The organism is Collinsella sp. AM34-10 (assembly GCF_003469185.1).
GTDB lineage: Bacteria > Actinomycetota > Coriobacteriia > Coriobacteriales > Coriobacteriaceae > Collinsella.
This window is the reverse complement of the sequence record NZ_QSIL01000002.1, coordinates 123,234-143,141: the sequence shown is the minus strand read 5'-3', so window position 1 is coordinate 143,141 and position 19,908 is coordinate 123,234. Positions and strand designations below refer to the sequence as shown.

The 19,908-nt window shown below is 57.8% G+C and carries 9 protein-coding genes; 2 read left to right on the top strand and 7 right to left on the bottom strand.

Features of this window, described 5'->3' with window-relative positions; translation table 11 throughout:
* The first annotated feature begins 143 nt into the window (after window positions 1-143).
* Entirely contained in the window at window positions 144-1,223 is a 1,080-nt protein-coding gene (locus DW823_RS02775; protein WP_158567250.1) for a sensor histidine kinase, read from the top strand.
* Window positions 1,220-1,849, top strand: a complete 630-nt coding sequence (locus DW823_RS02770) for a response regulator transcription factor (RefSeq protein WP_118080114.1) — start codon at window positions 1,220-1,222, stop codon at window positions 1,847-1,849. Before DW823_RS02775 ends, DW823_RS02770 begins: the two co-directional genes overlap by 4 nt.
* Window positions 1,850-2,416: 567 nt before the next feature.
* Here DW823_RS02770 and DW823_RS02760 read toward each other — a convergent pair.
* From DW823_RS02760 to DW823_RS02730, 7 genes are all read right to left on the bottom strand, one after another.
* Window positions 2,417-2,758: a 4Fe-4S dicluster domain-containing protein gene (locus tag DW823_RS02760; protein ID WP_118080109.1), complete on the bottom strand. Its 342-nt coding sequence runs from the start codon at window positions 2,756-2,758 to the stop codon at window positions 2,417-2,419.
* Window positions 2,759-2,765: 7 nt separating this feature from the next.
* Entirely contained in the window at window positions 2,766-3,854 is a 1,089-nt protein-coding gene (locus DW823_RS02755) for a nickel-dependent hydrogenase large subunit (RefSeq protein WP_118080107.1), read from the bottom strand.
* Window positions 3,855-3,859: 5 nt separating this feature from the next.
* Window positions 3,860-4,576, bottom strand: coding sequence for an NADH-quinone oxidoreductase subunit C (locus tag DW823_RS02750; RefSeq protein WP_118080105.1), 717 nt, complete (start codon window positions 4,574-4,576; stop codon window positions 3,860-3,862).
* The gene (locus DW823_RS02745; RefSeq protein ID WP_117797346.1) at window positions 4,576-5,163 is read right to left on the bottom strand and encodes an NADH-quinone oxidoreductase subunit B family protein; all 588 of its coding nucleotides are present in this window, start codon (window positions 5,161-5,163) and stop codon (window positions 4,576-4,578) included. The genes DW823_RS02750 and DW823_RS02745 overlap by 1 nt, the downstream gene beginning before the upstream one ends.
* Window positions 5,164-5,175: 12 nt before the next feature.
* Complete coding sequence (locus DW823_RS02740) at window positions 5,176-8,058, bottom strand: proton-conducting transporter membrane subunit (RefSeq protein ID WP_118080103.1); 2,883 nt, start codon at window positions 8,056-8,058, stop codon at window positions 5,176-5,178.
* Between the two features lie 180 nt (window positions 8,059-8,238).
* Window positions 8,239-8,634, bottom strand: coding sequence for a helix-turn-helix domain-containing protein (locus tag DW823_RS02735; protein WP_117564058.1), 396 nt, complete (start codon window positions 8,632-8,634; stop codon window positions 8,239-8,241).
* A gap of 454 nt (window positions 8,635-9,088) precedes the next feature.
* Window positions 9,089-19,882 (bottom strand): hypothetical protein, encoded by a 10,794-nt coding sequence (locus DW823_RS02730; RefSeq protein ID WP_118080100.1) that lies wholly within the window; start codon window positions 19,880-19,882, stop codon window positions 9,089-9,091.
* Between the last annotated feature and the right edge of the window lie 26 nt (window positions 19,883-19,908).

Here is a 19,908-nt window from a genome sequence, read left to right as displayed (position 1 = left end):
GCTTTGCCACGCGGGAGGAATGTCACGGTTGCGCAGGCGGCCCCTCCACCACGCGCGGCTTCGCGTACAATACCCGTATGAACAGGCTTTTCGACAAATCGATTGTTTTGGCGTGCTGTATCGCAGCCGCTACAGGCCTTACTGTGGACGCTCACCTGGTCGCGGCGTTTTGCCTTGGCGTTATTACCACCTCGCTGGCCGAGCTCGCGCAGAAGGAACGCACGCGCCGTGTAAGCGAGGCCGCGAGCTGCGCTTACATCATCGCGGCCGTCTTCGTGCCGCCGTTTGTGCCGTTTGCGCCCCTCGTCCTCTATGACATTGCGCGGCGGGTGCGCCGTGAACGCGTTTGGGTCGCGCTGGGCATTGGCGTCGCCTTTGTCTTTGCGCTCGTCGCGAACCTTCGCGCCGACGCGCTCACCGCCCGAACGCTCCTGCTGACCGCCATCCTTTCGGTTGCCGCCACCTTGCTATCGCTACGTACCGCCCGTTTGGAGCGCGAGCAGCAGCGCATGCGCCGTACCCGTGACGAGCTGCAGGAACGAGCCCTCGCGCTCGAAGCGCGCAACCGCGATCTTGCCGATCGCCAGGACTACGAAGTCGAGCTCGCGACGCTCGCCGAACGCGCCCGCATCGCGCGCGAGATCCACGATAACGTCGGGCACCAGCTCACGCGTGCCTCACTTCAGGCCGAAGCCCTGCGCGTGGTCCACGCCGACGAGCCCGGCGTCGCCGCCGATTTCGCCGACGTCAAGCACACCGTTGACGAGGCGCTCCGGCTCGTACGTGCCAGCGTCCACGCGCTCAACGACAACGCCGTCGACCTCTCCGTGCAGCTCGAACGCATTGTTGAAGGCGCGCGCTCGGACGGCGGCCCGCAGATTGAGCTTGAAGTTATGGCCGAGCATGCGCCCGCAAATGTCGCCAACTGCTTTGCGGCGGTCCTGCGCGAGGCGCTCTCCAACACCATGCGCCATGCTTGCGCCCAGACCGTCGCCGTACGGTGCATGGAGCATCCGTCGTTTTACCAGCTCATTGTTACCGACGATGGAACGGGCGGGACCCGGACGGGCGGTCGTGGCGTCGCCGAGGGCATGGGGCTCGGCTCCATGCGCGAGCGCGTCGAGGCGCTTGGCGGCACTTTCACCGCCGGCCCGCGTGCCGGCTCCCCCGGCTGGCGTGTGTTTGCCACCGTTCCCAAACCGCAAGGAGATGAGGGCCGATGAGACTCATTGTTGTCGACGACGACCGCTTGGTGGTCGATTCGCTCAAGATTATCCTGGGCGCCCAGCCGCAGATCGAGGTGGTGGGCACCGGCGCCAACGGCAACGACGCGGTGGCACTCTACGCCGAGCACGCACCCGATATCGCACTGCTCGACATCCAGATGCCGGGGCGTGACGGACTTTCGGCGGCACGCGAAATCCTTGAGCGTGACCCCGCGGCACGCGTCGTGTTTCTGACGACATTCTCGGATGACGAGTACATTGTGTCGGCGCTCAAACTGGGCGCCCGCGGCTACCTGATCAAAACCGATGTCGCCGCCATTCCGCCGGCGTTGGCGCAGGTCATGGACGGCAAACGCGTGCTCGAGGGTAAGGCGATCGAAGATGTTGACTTTGACGGGATGGGCAACAAGACGGGCGCGCCCCACCGGCCCACGGCCTTTGCCGGTCTGACCGACCGCGAGTTCGAAGTCGCCGAGCTCATCGCCCGCGGTCTCGGTAACAAGGAAATCGCCGCCACCGCCTATATGGGCGAAGGCACCGTACGCAACCACATCAGCTCGGTCCTTGCCAAAATGGGTCTGCGCAACCGCACCCAAATCGCCATCGCCTACCTGCGAGGGTAATTACCCAACGGCCGACCGCCCCGGCATAGCAAAATGACTGCTACCGATTTAATACCATTTCAAAACTATGCCGGTTTACTACGATGAATCGCCCGCCTTCGACCACGGCAAATTGTGCGCTTACAAAACCGCAGGTGGAACGCTTGCAATATTTAGAAAAATGCAGTCATGGTCGGGAATATCGAATTCATCGTAGTAAACCGGCATAGTTTTGTTCGGGCGGCCCTGCACGAGTGCCTCCGCAAGCCTCGCGGGACCAAAATGATCCATTTTCTTCCACCCGCGGAAACCGGCTGACAGCGCCCGCCACGAAATCGGCCCATCTACTACGTTTGACTCGATGCCCCCGACCATACCCCCGTTTTCCAGAAAACCGCAGGCGTTCTACCTGCGGTTTTGTTTTCACATTTTTTGCCGTGGTTGGGGGTTGGCGCCCAAAAGTAGTAGATGGGCCCATTTCGTGGCAGGCGGGTCATTTTCGGGCTGGACGGGTCGCGTGGCGGCCCGCACACGCGTTCGCGCGCGGGGCCGGTGGGGCAATTTTGCCCCACCGGCCCCGTTTTCGCGCTATTCCGGCTTGGTTTCTACCGTGGGAGTCTTATCCGCCGCAACCGGAGTACGGGCGGTGTCCATAGTCAGGCAGTGCTTGGGGCAGCTCTCGATGCACTCGCCGCACACCACGCAGGCAAACGGGTCGATCGACCACGTTCCGCCCTTGCGATCGACCGCGAGCGCGCCCGCCGGGCAGCGACGCGCGCACATACCGCAGCAGATGCACACGTCCATGTCGTTGACGATGTGCCCGCGCAGGCGCTCGGGCGCTGCGAGCTTCTCCTGCGGATAGCACACCGTTACCGGCTGCTTGACCATAGAACCCAAGGCCGTCTTGGCAAATGTCAGTAAACTCATGCCGCGCCTACCTTTCCGTGCAGCTAATGCAGGGGTCGATGGTCAGGATAATCATAGGCACGTTGGCAAGAAGCACGCCCTGCAGCGCATGCGTCAGACCCGCCAGGTTCTGCGACGTCGGCGTGCGCACGCGAAAACGGTCCAGGTTCTTGGTGCCGTTGCCGCGCACATAGTAGTACGCCTCGCCGCGCGGCTGCTCAATCACAACCTCGCCGCGCGCGCCGTCGGCCGGCGTGAGCTTGGTGCGCCCGCCGATGCCGTCGTGCGGAATCTTGCCGACAAGCTCCTTGATGATGTCCATGGCCTGCGTGACCTCGGCACAACGCACCTGGCAGCGGGCATAGCAGTCGCCATCGGTAGCGACAATTGGCTCAAACGCAGCCAGATCCGCATAGGCGCCGTCGCCAAACATGCGCACGTCATAGTCCACGCCCGAAGCGCGCCCAAACGGGCCGACCATCGACAGATCCAGCGCGTCTTTTTTGCTGATCACCCCCACGCCATGTAGGCGTTCGCCGCAGCTGTCGTCGTCCAAAAACGTATGCACCAGGGCCTCGTAATCGGGACGCATGGCGTCGAGCGTCTGGACAATGCCCGCCAGCTCGGAATCCTCAATGTCGTGTTTAAGGCCGCCGATTTCGTTGATCGACAAAATCACGCGGCCGCCGCAAGTGCTCTCAAAGATCTTGAGAATCTGCTCGCGCAGGGTCCACGAACGATAGAACAGCGCCTCGAAGCCAAAGGCATCGGCGAGCAGGCCCAGCCACAGCAGGTGCGAGTGAATGCGCGAAAGCTCATGCAGAATGGTGCGGATATACTGCACGCGCCCGGGCACCTCGATGCCGAGCATGCGCTCGCAGGCGCTGGCATAGCCGTAACTGTGGCCCACGGCGCAGATGCCGCAGATGCGCTCGGCGATGTAGCCAAACTGGTGCATATCGCGCTTTTCGGTGAGCTTCTCGAGTCCGCGGTGCACAAAGCCAATCTGCGGAATTGCCTCGATGACGCGGTCGTCCTCGATCACCAGGTCCAGATGAAGCGGCTCGGGCAGCACCGGGTGCTGCGGGCCAAACGGAATAACGGAACGATGTGCCATGGACCTTACGCCTCCTCTTTCTGCTTGTCGCGGGCGGCCTTGGCGGCAAGCGCCGCACGGACCTTGGCCGCTTTCTCAGGATCCATGGCGGCGAGCTTTGCCTCCATCTCGGCGGCCTTGAGCGCGGCCTTGGCAGCGGCATCGTCATGCTGAGCATCGGAGCCGGCAGCCGCAGCGGGCTGAATAGAGGCGCCCGCAGCATCGCCGGCGCCCGCAGCGCCCTCCCCCGCAGCAGCCGTGGCAGCGGCGGCTTTCTCGGCCGCGGCCTTGCGCGCCTTGGCCTCGGCGGCGGCACGGACCTTCATGGCCTTCTCGCGCGCGGCCTTCACCTCGGGCGTGATAACGCTCATGGGCTCGGCAGTCGAAACCTGGTAGAAAAAGCCCTTAAAGTCGATCTGCATGTCGGTGACGGCAAGACCAAACAGGTCGTGGGCCTCGTTCTCAAACGGGAACACCGCGGGGTAATACGAGCTGATGGACGGAATCTCCTGGTACTGGTCGATACCCTCGACCACCAGGTTCTCAATCGCATAGTTTCCGTCCCGCGCGATCTGCTCTTGCGCAGCGCGGACGTTGATAAACGTATAGACCAGGCGATACGATCCGTCGTCCACACAGCGCTCGGCATGCATCTGCACAAAGCGCGCGCCGGCGCCCTTGAGCGCCTGCACATGCGCCAGGAGCTCGTCGATCCCGACGGTGGTATAGATTGCCTTTTGCATTACTCGGCCTCCTTCGCAGCGGCGGGCGCGGCGGGCTTCCCGACAGGCGCGTCACCGGCACCATCAGTCCCGGCCCCCGCGGCCACAAACCCGTCCTCGCCCAGCTCAACGCCACCGTCCCAGGTTGCGGCGCCGCCCACGGTAAGCGGATCGCCGCCAGCACGCATCACGGCCTCCTTCTGATCCAGGATGCCGCACGCCTCCACAATGGCGTCAATCACCGTCTCGGGACGAATGGCACATCCGGGCGCGTACACGTCCACGGGAATTGCGCGGTCCACGCCGCCGATCACGTTATAGGCATCGCGGAATACGCCGCCCGAGCATGCGCAGATACCGCAGGCCACCACGCACTTGGGCTCGAGCATCTGGTTGTAGATCTGGCGCACGACGGGCAGGTTCTGGGCATTGACCGAGCCCGTCACCAAAAAGATATCCGCATGCTTGGGGTTGCCGGTGTTGACCACGCCAAAGCGCTCCGCATCGAACAGCGGCGTGAGCGAGGCCAGCACCTCGATATCGCATCCGTTGCAGCTCGAGCCGTCGTAATGAATAACCCACGGCGAGCGCGACATTTTATGATCCATGGATGCCGCCTCCTAAATAAACACGTCGACGAGGATGGGCATAAGGTTGAGCAGGCCAAACACCAGCGCCACGCCCCATCCGAGCTTAAAGCAGCTGCGCCAGGTGCTGCGTGCGAAGGTGTTGTCGATCAGCACCTCGACAAAGTACGTCGCAGCCATCACGACCAGGGCTACGACCCAGCTCACCGGGTTGTCCCAGACAAAGAACATGCCCACCCACATCAAAAACAGCACGGTCTCGCACCAGTGCATAAGGGTCATCTTGGCCAGCGTGCCGCCGCTCATCTCGGTGGCGACGCCCTGGACAATCTCCTGATGCGCGTGATGCGAATACGAAAGATCGAACGGCGACTTGCGCAGCTTGATGGTAAGCACCGCGAGCAGCGCCAGGAAAATGGGCGCGCTGTACACGATGATGGGGGCCGACTGCCCCGTCACGGCAATGGAATCGAAGCTGTCGGTGGCAAGGTACAAGCCCACGCTCATCAGCAGAACGGCGGGCTCGTAACTCATAACCTGCAGCAGCTCGCGGTCGGCGCCAACCTGGGCAAACGGGCTTTGCGTCGAGGCGGACGCCAGCACCACAAAGATCGCGGCGAGCGTAACCATAAAAGCGCACAGCAGCGTGTTGGAACCCGACACAAAGATGCCGCCGCCCACCACGGTAAAGATGAGCGCACAGGCCATGTAGGTATCGTCCATGGTGTTTACGCTGGCAGGGGCCTTGCGCAGGAGCTTGGCAACGTCGTAGAAGGGCTGCAGCAGACGCGGCCCCACGCGGCCCTGCATTCGGGCGGACAGCTTACGATCGATACCATCGATCAGGCCGCCCACAAGCGGCGCCAGCAGGACAAACACCACGGTGCCAATAAATATGCCCACGACGCCCGAACCTTCAAAATACTTGCCGCGCAGCACCGAGGGCGCGCTCATGGCAAGCCGCTCGGGCCCAATCCACGCGCAACACAGCAGGGCAAACAAGATAATGCTGCAGCACACGACGCTACCCGCGGGGCCAATACGCTTCTCGCCAAGGGCGTCCTCCGAGTACCAATTGCGCTTTTCGGCCTTTACCTCGTGTCCCATCGAGCCGCGGAAATGGCGATATTTGTCGGTTCCCACGCCCGAAAGATATACGTTTACGTGCGGTTTGTTGCTCACGCGGAATGAAGTCAGCAGCACCACGGCGATAAACGCCACGATAACCACCATCAGATACATGGCGTCCTTGCCGATAACGTACGGCACGCGGCCAAACACCATGGCCAAGTAAGGCGACACCAGACCGCTCGAGATAACCGGGAACGCCACGCAGCACAGAATCAGCAGCGCGGCGATGGTGTTAAGCGCCATCCATTCGGTCTTATGGACATTGACCTCAACGTTTTGAGCCGTGGGGTCGACGCCCGAAAGCTTGGCAAGCCACTTGCCCCAGAAGAAGAACGTCGCGGCCGAGCCAAAGGCAAGCACCATGATCATGAGCACGTTGCCGGTCTGGGCAAACGCCACCAGGGCGCCCCACTTGGACACGAGCATGCCAAACGGTGCCACGAACATGCCCATAATGCCCAGCATCATCAGGCGCGTAAGGTGCGGCATGCGGCTGAACATACCGTCCATGTCCTCGATATTGCGGCTGCCGATATGATGCTCGGCCGTGCCCACGCACAGGAACAGCAGCGACTTGGCCACCGTATGGAACAGGATCAGGAAGATGGCCGCCCATACGGCCTCGGGCGCGCCGACGCCCAGGCAGGCGCTGATGAGGCCCAAGTTGGAAATGGTGGAGTACGCGAGCACGCGTTTGGCGTTGCTCTGCGAGATGGCCACGAGGGCTGCCAGCAAAAACGTGATGGCGCCCACACTCGTGACCATAAAGCCCGTCACGGGATAGATGGCATAGAGCGGGCTGAGCTTGACCATCAAAAACACGCCGGCTTTGACCATGGTGGACGAGTGCAGCAGGGCGCTCGTAGGAGTGGGGGCAACCATAGCACCGAGCAGCCAGGTATGGAACGGCATCTGCGCGGCCTTGGTAAGGGCGGCGAGCGATAGCAGGACGACCGGCATCACCAGTAACGCGGACTGCGCGGTGCCGGCGCCGGAAAGCTCGATCATGCCCGAGATGGTCAGCGGCATGCCGCTAACGTGCAGATACATGAGGCCCGCCAAAAACGCGATACCGCCCAGCATGTTGAGGATGATCTGGGTGAAGGCGTTTTTAATGGCCTCGGGCGTGCGCGTATAGCCAATCATAAGAAACGAGCACACGGTGGTGATTTCCCAGCCGCAGAACAGCCACTCCAGGTTATCGCTCGTCACGATGACAAACATGGCCGAGAGGAACAGGAACATAAGCGCCAGGAACTGCGGGCGACGGTCGGGCGCGGTCTGCCCGCGCAGCGCTGCCTCGTGCTCGTCGTGCGCCTGGAAGTCCTTCATGTAGCCCAAGGCATACACGCAGATCAGACTGCCGACGATGCCGACGGCGAGGACCATAATCACGCTCATGTAGTCTAGGTAGAGCGGCGTCGCCGTGACGGCTTCGGCCGCGGGCAGCGTCATGGCTGCAAAGGCGAGCGAGCCCACCAGCTGGATTATGCCGAGCACCGTGGTGAGCGCGTTCCTATATTTGTACGCGTTGTACAGGATGACGGCGCACAGGATGACGTCGATGACGGAGCTGATGACGGAGAGCATGTGCGAGGTGCCCGGTGCCACCTCGAAGCTCTGCGGGCCCGTGCCAAAAAACATGACGGCGACTACAACCGTCACCGCCATAATGATGCCAGAGCCTACAAGCCCTAGCGCATCGCGGGCGCGGTCACCGCGCGCGAGCAGCATGCCCAGCGCCGGTACCAGCGGAAACAGGGTAAGGAAATACAGTAGCGTCATACCATCACTCCCCCATGCAAAAACGCTGCAATTGTTTAACGTTATAGCTCAGTTGAGGAGTAGCGGCGGCGGGTTTTCGGTCAACTGAGGAGTTTTAGGCGTACGGGGTAAGGGCACGCCCGCATTGGAGCAGAGGGGCGGCAAGAAAAATGCGCCCCTGTGGGTGCACCATCCCGTTTGCTATTCCGCCTTTTTAACGCGCGGCTTGCGACCGCGCGGCTTATCGACCAGTGCGGACTCACCGCTCTCGCGGTACTGACGGCACCAAGCCTTGACCGAAGACTCGCTAGGAATCTTGTGCTTGATCATGGCCTCGCGAACCGTTAAGCCGTTTTCCAAGCGGTCCTTGACCACGGCGAGCTTAACTTCGTACGAATAGGTGTGATGATGCGAACCGGCGTTGAGAACGGCGTCGGCACCGCCCACGGCATATGCGCGGGCCCACTGACGAGCCGTGGCCTGGGGAATGCCGAGCTCCGCGGCGAGGGCGCGATGACCGACCCCCTCTTGGAGGACCTCGACGGCGCGCTGCCTAACCTCGGGCGCATGCGTGCGAGTCCTTGTTGCTTCCGACATACCTGCCACTTCTTAGCCTTAACCGTTAATCTGCTTTCTTACGTGCATGTTAGATAGTAGCATTTTGCTGTTTGCGCGTAACAGTTAATTGAAAATCGCACGGCGGCATCTGGGCATTTGCCATTAATTTGCAACAGTTCTTTAGGTTTTATTTACGCAGCTAGTTAGCTCGCGGCTCATTGACGGTGTTTTACCAACCAGATTGGTATCTTTTTGTTTGGCTGGTATGGTTTGTGTAATTATTAACCCCTCTTCAGCCCGCACCTACATGTCAACTTTCCACTTACTTTCCAGCTTTCCACCTAGCTTTCCAGCTTTCCACTTAACTTACCACCTAAGGTGGAAAGCTGGAAAGCTAGGTGGGAAGCTGGGGCAGCAGCAGGCCAGGAGAACAAGAAAAGGGGCGGCAACCGGGTGGTTGCCGCCCCCTTTGCGAAGCCAGTTGGCTTCGGAACTAGTGGTCGATGCCGTTGAGGTTCACCCTCGTGAGCGTATAGGTCACATAGTCGGGCGATTGAGGCGTTGCGCTCGCCACGTCACCCTTAACCAGGCTCGCTGTCATCACCAAGCGATAGTTCGCGTAGAACTGCTCACGCTGTTCAACCTGCGTGTTGACCTTAACGGTAAAGGGCAGGCTAAACGTCGTATTACCGTTCTTCGTTTTGAACTTGCCGTTCTCCTTCGAGTCAGTGAAGGTGATCGTGCTACCGGAGGGAGCGACCGCGGCAAGCTTACTCTCCGTCACTGTTACGTAGTTTGAGATATCATCCGTTACGCTCTCATACGTGCCGTCGGTTCCGCGGCGCTGAAGCGAGAGCGTGTACACAACAGAGTCTGCGTTCGCAATTGCCTCGGCGGCGTTGCTGAGTCCACCCAGTTCATACGTGGCACCCAGACCAATCGTGCCATTCGCGATCGGACGCAGGTCGCCCACGTTAATGCCAAGCTGCGACTTATCTGGCGCAGAAAGCGTAATGGTCGTATCACCCGTGTCCATGCGATAGTACCCGACGTTACCGCGCTTCGTCTGCGTCAGGCTCGAGGTATTAAGGCCTTCCTTACGCGTCGAAAGCTTGGCGGTATAGGACATCTTGGTACAGGCGTCCTCGCCAGACTGCTTGGACAGGGAGATAACCTTGTTGCAGCCGTCCGGCGTAAGGCGAATCTCTTCCACTACCGTACGCACGGTAAAGGATCCGCCCGCTGCACGCTTGCGGATTCCGGCAAGGTCATGGTCGAGCGTGAGCCTCAGTGAGTCATCACCCGTATCCGTCACAATCTGTGTAAACGCAGGCGTCGAAGCGTCATACGGCTCCCAATCGCTGCCACTCCACCTGTAGTTCTGATTGCCGATGGCAACATAGAACTTCGCAATTGCCGAAGTTCCGCTCGGGAAACTGCTTACTCCCATTAGGTTGTTGTTGGCGCCATAGCGACACAGCGATGTATCGAGCTGATAGAACAGATGGTCGCTCTCTGTATAGTATTGGCTCGGGCTAAACGTAACCGTATCCATGACATCGAGAGAAAGAACGTAGGCGGCACCGTCCTCCGACTTCGAAACCGGAATGCACGCCCCATCTTTTTTGTCGACTACATTCTGCTCATAATTGGACAAGATGCTGTATGTCGATGCCGTACTGTTTTGAATATCGTCGCTGCCATCGGTGCGTAAAACATGATGCAGATTCCAAGATATGCGGCCACCCGAAGAATTCGAGTCAATAGACGAAGCCGTAAAACCGTTGATACTAGCTTGCGTCACGCCGTCGCCCGACTTGGGCACGTTGACAACTAGGTAGACGCTCTCCGATGCACGCTTCTCTCTGCCGGTATCCTTCTCCTTGGGTACCTTTAGCGTATAGCGACTGTTGCTGGGAACGTCAGCACCCGCAACCTTAAACAGCGTCCACTTGCCATCGAGTTTCGCTTTAGCGGTCGCCTCTGCCTCGTTATCACACACGGTCCATGTGCCGGCGCCATCCTGCGTGGCCGACACACCCAAGATCTCGCTCAGCCATCGCTCCTGATATGGATTGCCCGCAGAATCCTTAAAGCCGTCGTTTCCGCTCAGGGAAACGCTCGTTGCTCCGCCTTCGCCCACCGTATAGTGATACTCTCTGCCACCGGCCTTGCCATCAACGTTCGCATCGGTGAGCGTAAGCTGGGTGCCCTGGGGCAACCTTCCGTCGGCACCATTGAAGAGGACACTCTTGCCGAGCCCCTTCATCGAGCCGCCAGCAGCCATATAGCTGTCCCAGCCAAAGTCGACTTCCTTCCCATTGGCAGAATTGTATGTCCAGGTAAGCAGACCCGTCATCGGCTCGCCAAAGCTCGTAAGCACGTGTGCATCTTTTCCAAGGTTAGCGTAGTCTTTTTCTTTAAATTGAGTGCCGTAATCATACGTTGCAGTGAAATCGATCTCGAGCTTGCGCTTAACGATGATCGGCACCTGAACGTTGTAGCTCTGACCCGCCTCGGTAAAGGTAACGGTCAGGAGCGTAAAGCGACCTTTGCCGTTGTCCCAATCGGAGCTTGGGCTAAACGACATATTGTTCTTGCCATTGTTCACTACGCGAAGCGTGGGATTGTTCGACGCGTCACCGTCTTTAACGAACACACCGTCCTTGAGTTGGAAAACCTCTGCTTTGGCCGTCACGTGCGGATTGGTGCCATTCTCGTTATTCAATCTGCAGGCATCGGAGAAGCCGCCGTTCGTGACGATGTTTAGATAGCTCTTGACCGTCGTGTTGTCGTTGCCAGAGATCACCAAAACGGGGAAATCCGCTGTGGCTTGGTTGCTGCTTGTATCATTATTCGAATTGAACTTACTGGCCACGGATGAGGCATCGTAGCTCGACTTATTTTGATAGGCGCCGTTGTCATTAATGCCGCCGATATTCGTGTAGGTGTAGCGATCGGCAACACCGGTGCCTGCCTCGCTCTGGACGGTCGCCGCGGTGTCGATGGTGGCGCCGTCGCCAAACAGGTAGCGATCGGTGGTGTCGTTGTCGGAGGCACGCGCCGCCAGCGTGCTTACGGGGCTCGTGGTCACATACGGGCTCGCTGCCGTGGTGGCGGTATTGTCCGCGCCGTAGAGCGTGATCCCCTTGTCAGGTGCTTCCAGTGTGTCGTTATAGTCACCAAACGCGATATACGACTTCATGTTTACGGCGGCCGCATTGGTCGTGTAAACCATCGGCGGCAGATCACGCGTGGTCTTGCCGTTGCCGAGCTTTACGTTCACGCCCGCTGCGGAGAGGCTATAGCCGTTTGTGTCAACCTCGCCTAAGAGCACGCCCTGCTTAGAGCCCAATTTGTAGGTATTGCTGTCCATGAGCACGTTTACCAGATGGAACTGGCCGCGTCCGTCGCCCGCAATGCCGCCGTTGGAGGTTCCGCCAAACGTTGTGTTAGATACCTTTGTGTTGGTGACGTTGATGACGTCGGCACCGCTGTTAATCGCGCCAAGTAGACCGCCGCTCCACCTGCCCTTGATCGTGGCGCTCTCAATCGCGATATTGTTGCAGGCTATGTTCACATTGCTGAAGTAGTAGCCGATAAGTCCGCCCGAGCATTGGTCGGTGCCGGCAATGTTGATATTCTCGACGCTACAGTCCTCAAACCAGTACGTGTTGGGGCTGCCACTGCTCGTGACCTCGCCAATCAAGCCGCCCGCATTACGGATGCTATTGTTCGTTCCGGTGGCATCGCCGATGATGGCGCTCTTGGCATCGCCTCCGGCATCAATGCGCACGTTGCTTATAGAAATAACGCCTCTATAGGCGCTTCCGACCACACCGCCGGCGCCCATGTACTTATCGGTGTTCGACCCGGTGGCGAGTACATTTACCCCAGAGATGACTGCCGTGCTCGATGCGACGGCTTCCGTGATGCCAATTTTGGTGTTCACCGATACGTTACTGGAGGTATAACCGAACACGCCGCCCACGTAGGGTGTTGTACCCGTGGCGGTTATGGTCGAGTTTTTGCCAATAGCCTTCTCGTATACCCCTGTGGCCGCGGTTGTCCACACGCCGCACGGCGAGGCGATCGCACCCACATAGCCACCGACCTTCTTCTCGCCCGTGACGTTAAGGCCGGTGTACGAGCAGTCGTAGAGCTGCACAGGAGAGGACGTTCCCCCATAATTCACAATCGAACCGTTGGCGCCATCGGTGCTGCGCGACATAAGGCCAGCACTTCCAATGAGGCCGCCAGCCGTGCAGCCTCCGACTACGGTGCTGTTAGAAATGCCGACGTTTTTGAACACGCCATAGGCGACCTCGCCCGAACCTCCCTGGTTTGCAGTTGAGCCCGCAAGGCAGCCGACTCCCACCGAGCCGCTATTTTCATTGCTCGTCGACTTGGACTGCTCTACCCCGGTCGAAGATACATAGGTAAGCGAAATGTTGCAGTCGCTGAAGTTGAGATTGTTTACGTTTGCGTTGTCATTCGCTTCGATGCTTCCCTTATTGAATGCATTCGAGTAGAACTTGATAGTGCTGAACAGGCCGCCTACGCCCGCCACGCAATAGTCGTCATCCACGTATTCGCGCGCGTTGTTTGACACTTTGATTGTTGCGCCGTTGCCGTTGACAGTGGCAATGCCCGGAGTAATGAAATCTTTATCATTTACCTTTTTGTCGGTCGCACATGCATTTGAGTAATAGCGGCCCGAAAGACCCAAGAAACCCGAGCCATACTTCCTCATGTCATAGTCATGGGTCTTGCCTTGCTCAAACTCCAGGTCCATGCCGCAAACGCCCATCGCGCACACATAGCCCGTGCGCCAATCGGTCGCGTATTTCTTCACCAAATAGGGCGAATTAATATCTTGTCCGTCTTCGCCGTTTAATGGGCCTTGGTATTCCTGGTTGCCTGGCGCCTTAAGGTCGTCATTGATCGAGATCGCGAAATCGCCCTTTGCTGCTTCAGCAGGATTTCCAACCGCAGCATACTGCGCATTGCGAACCTTGCCATACCGTTCATTTCCGAACTTGTATCCCGTTGAGGGAATGGCGCCTTTGACGCTACTGCCCTCATATGCATGCGACCCGCGGTACGTGCCTTTGTCGTCTTTCGAATCGGTGTGAGCAGCACCAGCGCCCGCGCCGCTATTGATGATGGCAGACAGCACGAGCAGGCCCTGTCGATCTTTGACTGTAGTTTTAGGAGCCTTGTTGTTTTGCTGGCCGGCATCCCAGCTGAATTTCACGTACGTATCGGTCGTGGTTACGCAGCCGGTGTCATTCACATCAAGCTTGTTGATCTTGTAGTTAGAGTCTCCGTTCTCAACGTCGCAGCCCTCGCTAAAGGCATAGCCATCAATCACACGACCAACGTAGGGGTTGTCGTACAGCTTGAAGTTCGCACCGCCTTCTCCAGCACTTTTGAATTTTGTTTTAGTTCCTGCTCGCCAAGATGCCTTCGACATATTACGGAAAATCACGCCGCCGCCCGCAATGGCGCCGACGTAGCCGCCAATGGGAACAAGATGCGGCTTAGTTCCGCCACCAGCAACCGTAAACCCGGTTGTAGGGCTATCGGCCGTCGTCCCATTAACGACCACGCCATCAATAATGTTATCGCCGCCAAGAATGCAGCCGATAACGCCGCCGAAAAACGCCGTCGGAACACCATCCGCATCCTTGGCAGAATAAGTAATAGTCGCTTGTGCATCCACATAGCGAATGTTCAGGTTGCGCACCACGCTGCCATAGCTGTAAGGAATAAGGCCGCGTAATGAGCCAGTATTGTTTTTGATTACAATCGTTGCAGCCGTGCCGTTCACGTCGCCAACGATGACGCCGCGGAACGGGTATGCCGAGGTGCCGAATCCGGCGAACGCCGAGCCATCGAGCTCAATTGTGTTATCCGCATCCGACTTGGGCTCAATGCTGTAATACGCACTTTGCAGATACCGACGCATTGTATCGTCGGAAAGCACATCATTGGAGTCGGTCGCGTCGTCGACCTTCTTCTCCCACTTCTTCTTGGTGTCGTTCGTCTGCTTATAGACATAGGTAACTTCATTATCGACGCTGCCCCCGTTTCGACGTTGGCAAAGCGCCGATTGGTCCTTTACGATAGTAACTTCCCAGCCGTCAAGAGCGGTGCCGTTGTTGATGTAGTTCGCCGCCGCATTGAACTCCGATGCCGAGGTAATCGCGTACGGGTCGCCATAGGTGCCGCAACCCATCGTGAAGTTAGGAATGCGCTGGTTGACTTTGATTTCGTGGTACTGAACGCCGTTCTCGGTGGCTTTTCCCTTGGCTACATAGGGAAGATAATTGCTGAACCGTTGTGCTTCAACGTTTGCCTTCTCGGCATTATCCGTCTCTACCAAGCCTTCATCGGTGCCATACGTCACTTCGTCGTAATACCAAAGCTGCTTGCCAGTGTATTCCTTGCCTTGGGCATCGATTTCGCTTCCGTACGTCACATTACCGGCCACGGCATCGGCCTTGGTAAAGGTATAGTCCGCAGTACCCGTGGTTGTATAGCCAAAGCTCTCCAGCAGGCTCGCGTGGGTGAAAATCGTATTGCCCTTCTGGCTAGGCAGGCTTATTTGCTCAAACTTTGCTGTGACCTGATCAGAATTCTTGTCATAGCCCAGATAGCCGAACAAACTTGACGCCGCGGTTTTATTGACGCCAGAATTGTCAGCATATTTAGACGTCGTTACATTTTTGACATCCAAATTGACGTACCTTGTTATGGCGTTTATCAGCAGCGGCGCATACTGCTTGTCCACCGCTCCGTCGACCTGCAGGCCGTTGAGCTTCAGTGTGTCAATTGTGATCGCTGCCTTCTTATCGCCAGATGCTCCGTAGGCACAACGAAGTACGAGCGCACCCGATACACTCTTGGGGTCAAGTCCTTTTGCGTCATCATTTTTAGCTCTGCCCACTGTTCCTGAAAGCGTTACGCTGCTAACGGTGAGGCTCCTGTTGCCAATCGTTCGAATAAGACCGCAATGCATATTCTCATGCTGAGTAGCCGAGTCGTTGCTTTTATTGCCTTGCTGTTCATCTTTTATTTTCGAATAGCAAAAGATGATCTCTACGTTTTGGATGGTCACATTGTTGTCGCTAACATTTGAGGGATAGTAGCTATAGCCCGTCAAATCGATAGTGACCGGATTGCCGCTCTTGGGGCCGATTACGTTATTGGTAAAAATCTTCTCTTTGTCACCGGTAAGATACGTACATGTCGAACTTGGGGCGTATTTCCTCGCCGCCCACAAAACAAGGTGCTCGGGCGTATTCATTACAGACGCATTGAGGTCTTTCACCCGAGTCAAAGCCCTGTCCAGATTGTAGTAATAGCGAACAGACCCGTTCGTTTTGTGATCCTCGCCCTCGCCGAAAACCGTTCGATTTCGATAGCTATTGTCCTTGGCGGGATCCCCGCTCATGTCTAACGTATCAGCCTGGGTATGAAGCGAAACGATCGCATTGCAGCCGTTATCCATCAACTTGCTTCCGGGCTTCACGCCATTAGCGACCCATTCATCAAACGTCGTTACCTTTGGAGCGACAATGGACGCCCCGCCCACAGCATAAGCGGTTTCCCAACTGGCCTTGTCTTCCAGATATAGGCCAGTGTAGGAGATTTCGGCGCCAAAGCTATTGGCCGAATCGGACGTACTGCCTCGAGCAATAAGAGCGCCAAGCGTAGTGGCGCTCTCGGTATTGAAAGAAGCGCCCGCCAAATTGACAGCGTAGTCATTAATGATCCAATGACCGCTCGTGGCATATACAAGACCGCCGACCTCAACTGAGCCATTCGCAGTCACAGTAGTTTCATTCGTCTTAAGAGCGTAGGGCCTATCGTCGGAACTCGCAGAGGAATCGCCAATGGTAACGATGGCGTTGCCCCAGCTGTAGCCCAGAAGGCCGCCGGCGCCATGGTACTTGTCGCCGTTCTTGCCCACGGCCATATCGAACGAGTCGTATGCGAGCCCCATAATGTTGACGTTCTTGACAGCCGAACTGACTATCTCCTTTTTGACATTATAGGTACTCTGAACAATACAGCCGATAAGGCCGCCGACTTGGGCGATCTTGCCATCGGCACAGTCACCAGTATTGATTGAGCCACCAACTTCGAGGCTGGTCACATTGAATGTCGAAGTTACATCACCCACATAACCGATGGCGCCGCCGATGCGGGTGTCGCCCCTGAGCGTATTGCCTGTAGCAATAGCCGTTTGTGCTTTGCTATTGCCACCGAAATCAACGCTTGCAGCCGCCGATACACTACCCGCAATACCACCGATGTTCGCATCGTTACCGAACGTATCATCACACGTGATCTTTGTCTCGCACGCTACGCCCGACAACGTCAGTTTCTCGTCGGCGGTGCCCGTAATTGACGCCGCAAGCGAACCGGCATCGACGCTGAGGCCGTTGTCGAATTTCATGAAGCCACCGATGGTGAGGTTGCTCACCTTCGCGGCACCGCCAATGGCATTGAACAAGCCCAGACGACCATGGCGGTAAATCTTACCGTTGCCGTCACTCGTATCGCCGGCGGCAAGCGTCTTCCCGTCGCGCGTGCCATACGGCTCGCCGACGGCAAGGGTTACTTTATGATTATTGCCGTTGAACGTTCCCGAAAACGATACGCCGTTGTTCAGGCTGTCAAGGCCAAGACCCCCAATGCCCGTGCCCGACAAATTGACATCGCAGTTCAGGTTGATTACCGTTTGGCTCCCAAGAAGGTCAGCCATGTTTGAGGTCGGGCCAAACACGCCGTTATACAAGCCGCCGGTCTGAATCGACAATGCTAGGACAACAAAATCCTGTATGTCGTCGATGTCGAGCGTGTGGTCCTGGTTCCACTTGTCGCTGTCGGCGCCATTTACATAACCAACCTGCCAACTATAGTTGGCCGATGAAGGGCCTTCAGGCTTATGCGTAGTTTCGTTGAGCTGAATCAGGTTCCATTTTAGCTTCGATCCGTCGAGCCTTACGACCTCCCCATAGCCCTTAGAGGCATCTTGGGCTCCGCCAAGATCATCAATCTTGGGTGCATCCTTACACCGCTTGTATATCCAGTAGTCTTTTTCATTGGAATTCGTCGGCTCGCTGTCGCTGCCCGTGCCGCGAGCGAACACAAGCGACGGATAATCGGAACGCACCATGGCTATTTGCGCGGTAGCATCCCCCGCGCCAAAATGCATGTTGGAAAAATCGGTTTCGCCCCCAAGGCGTATCGTGGCCGTCCAGCACTCCGCGGCAATGCCAGCGCCCTTGGCGATGCTGCCCTCATTGCTCACGGTAATCCCGTTGACATCCGCGACGCTGTTTTTGTCGATGCAGCCGACCGCTCCGCCAAAGCCGTTGCTCGTTGAAGCGACCTGGGTGCAGTTGACCGTAGCATTATTAATTTCAAGCGCGGCGGGCATAGCGGACGTACCAAGCCATCCAACAATGCCGCCAGCAAAATATGGACTCTTAACGAGCGAAAACTTAGTCGTCACGCCTTCAACTTTCAGAAGGCTTAGAGGACTCGTCTCTTCGGTCGAATTCGCAGCGCCGCTCACAAAGCCAATAAGGCCGCCGAAGGCAGCATTACTGGCGTCGTCCCCAAACGTGCCCTTGAATGAGCCGTCCTTGAATGACACAGAAACGCTTGGATCGTCCAGCGCCAGCACGCCGAAAACCGAGCCGGCTCCGTCAACCGCGCCCTTTACATGCGCCGCGCCCGCAAGCGTAACGCCATTACCCGTATCGATTTGGTTATTGCCAGTAAACTCAACCGACTGCATAAAGCTGACCTTGCCTATAAAGCCGCCGGAGATTTTGCTATTCGAATCGCCAATACGCTCAGGACACGCCACCTTTGCGCCCTCGGATTGCGAAAGGCTCAGGTTGGTCGCTTGTCCGATGAAACCGCCGCTGGCGGAGGTGCTCTTGACGGCGAGCGCGTGTAGGTCGAGAGCCTCCGTGACGTTGACCATGGCACCCGTGCTCGAGCCAACGAGTCCTACAACGCCACCGGCGGAGCCGTTCGTAGACTGGACGGTGGCGGTGGGAACGTTTGCCAGAGTGCCAATGCTCAGGGTCGCACCGTCCTTGACTTCGCCTACGAGCAGGCCAGCGTTGCCAGAGCTCGTTTTGACGGCTCCGCCTGAGGTCAGATCGTTGGGGAATGTGACGGACTCAACCGTCAAGCTCCCGCTCTCGACCGTGTTGGCAATCAAGCCAATGTTGCCCGTCGCATTCGCGTTGAGATTCTTTCGAGAATCGGTGAGGCTATAGGTAACGTTCGCAGCAAGGTTGCCCGTCGTCGCACCCAGGAGGGGTGCCGTCAAGGCGGAAGTCGTATCCTTCACATCAACGTTCACGGGTTCCACGATGTCAACCGACGCGTTAAGCGTCTTGCTCTCTTCGCTGTTTTCCGCACCGCTGACCTTCGAAGCGACCATCGGCGCGCTATAGCTAGTCGCGCCCACCCACTTCATCTTGACCATATTGTTTTGGTCGGTCAGCTTGAGGCTATTAAAAACCGTCCGATCAGTCGTGAGCTCGACGGGACTATCAACGCCATTCAGCGACCTATAGATCCTGCCTTCAAACGGATGCTCATCGCTGCCAAAGCCCTGGAAAGACATGCCGTTATTAGCCGACTCGGTGAGCTTCGCATCGCCCGTGATGATAACCTTGATCTGCGCATCATAGTAAAGCGAAGCGTCGGCGTTAGACAGGGCGGCGAACGCCTCCGACGACTTGACATTGAGGCTTTTGATTCCACTGTTATCTTCTTTGAGCTCGATGCCTTCCGCACCATTAGCCTCGAGCAGCTCGACAAGCTTTTTCAAATCCGTGATCGTCGCACCCGCCTGGGCCTCAGCGTCCTCCGAAGTCGCATCATCGGCATCTTGCTCGGCGTCGTCAGCGGCGGCATCGTCAGCGGCATCGTCGCCTTCCGTCTGGTCGCCCGTGGAATCGGAACCCATGGCGCTATCGGTGGTATCGCCTGCTGCAGCGTCATCCTTCGCCGCGTCATCCCCAGCACTGTCGCTGTCGGCGCCGGTATCACTCGACCCAGACCCGATCGTGACATCGCCGTTGGTCTCGCCGCCCTCGGCAGTATCCAACGCCTTCGCAGATGCGGCAGCAATCTCGTTCGAGATGTTCTGCCCGCCTGCCGCCACAGCAACCACCGTGGGCGAGCATGCTTGGAGCACCATGACCACCGTCATGAACTCTGCGAGTATGCGCTTTGCCGTTCTCATCGATTCCGTACCTCTTATCCTAAAAA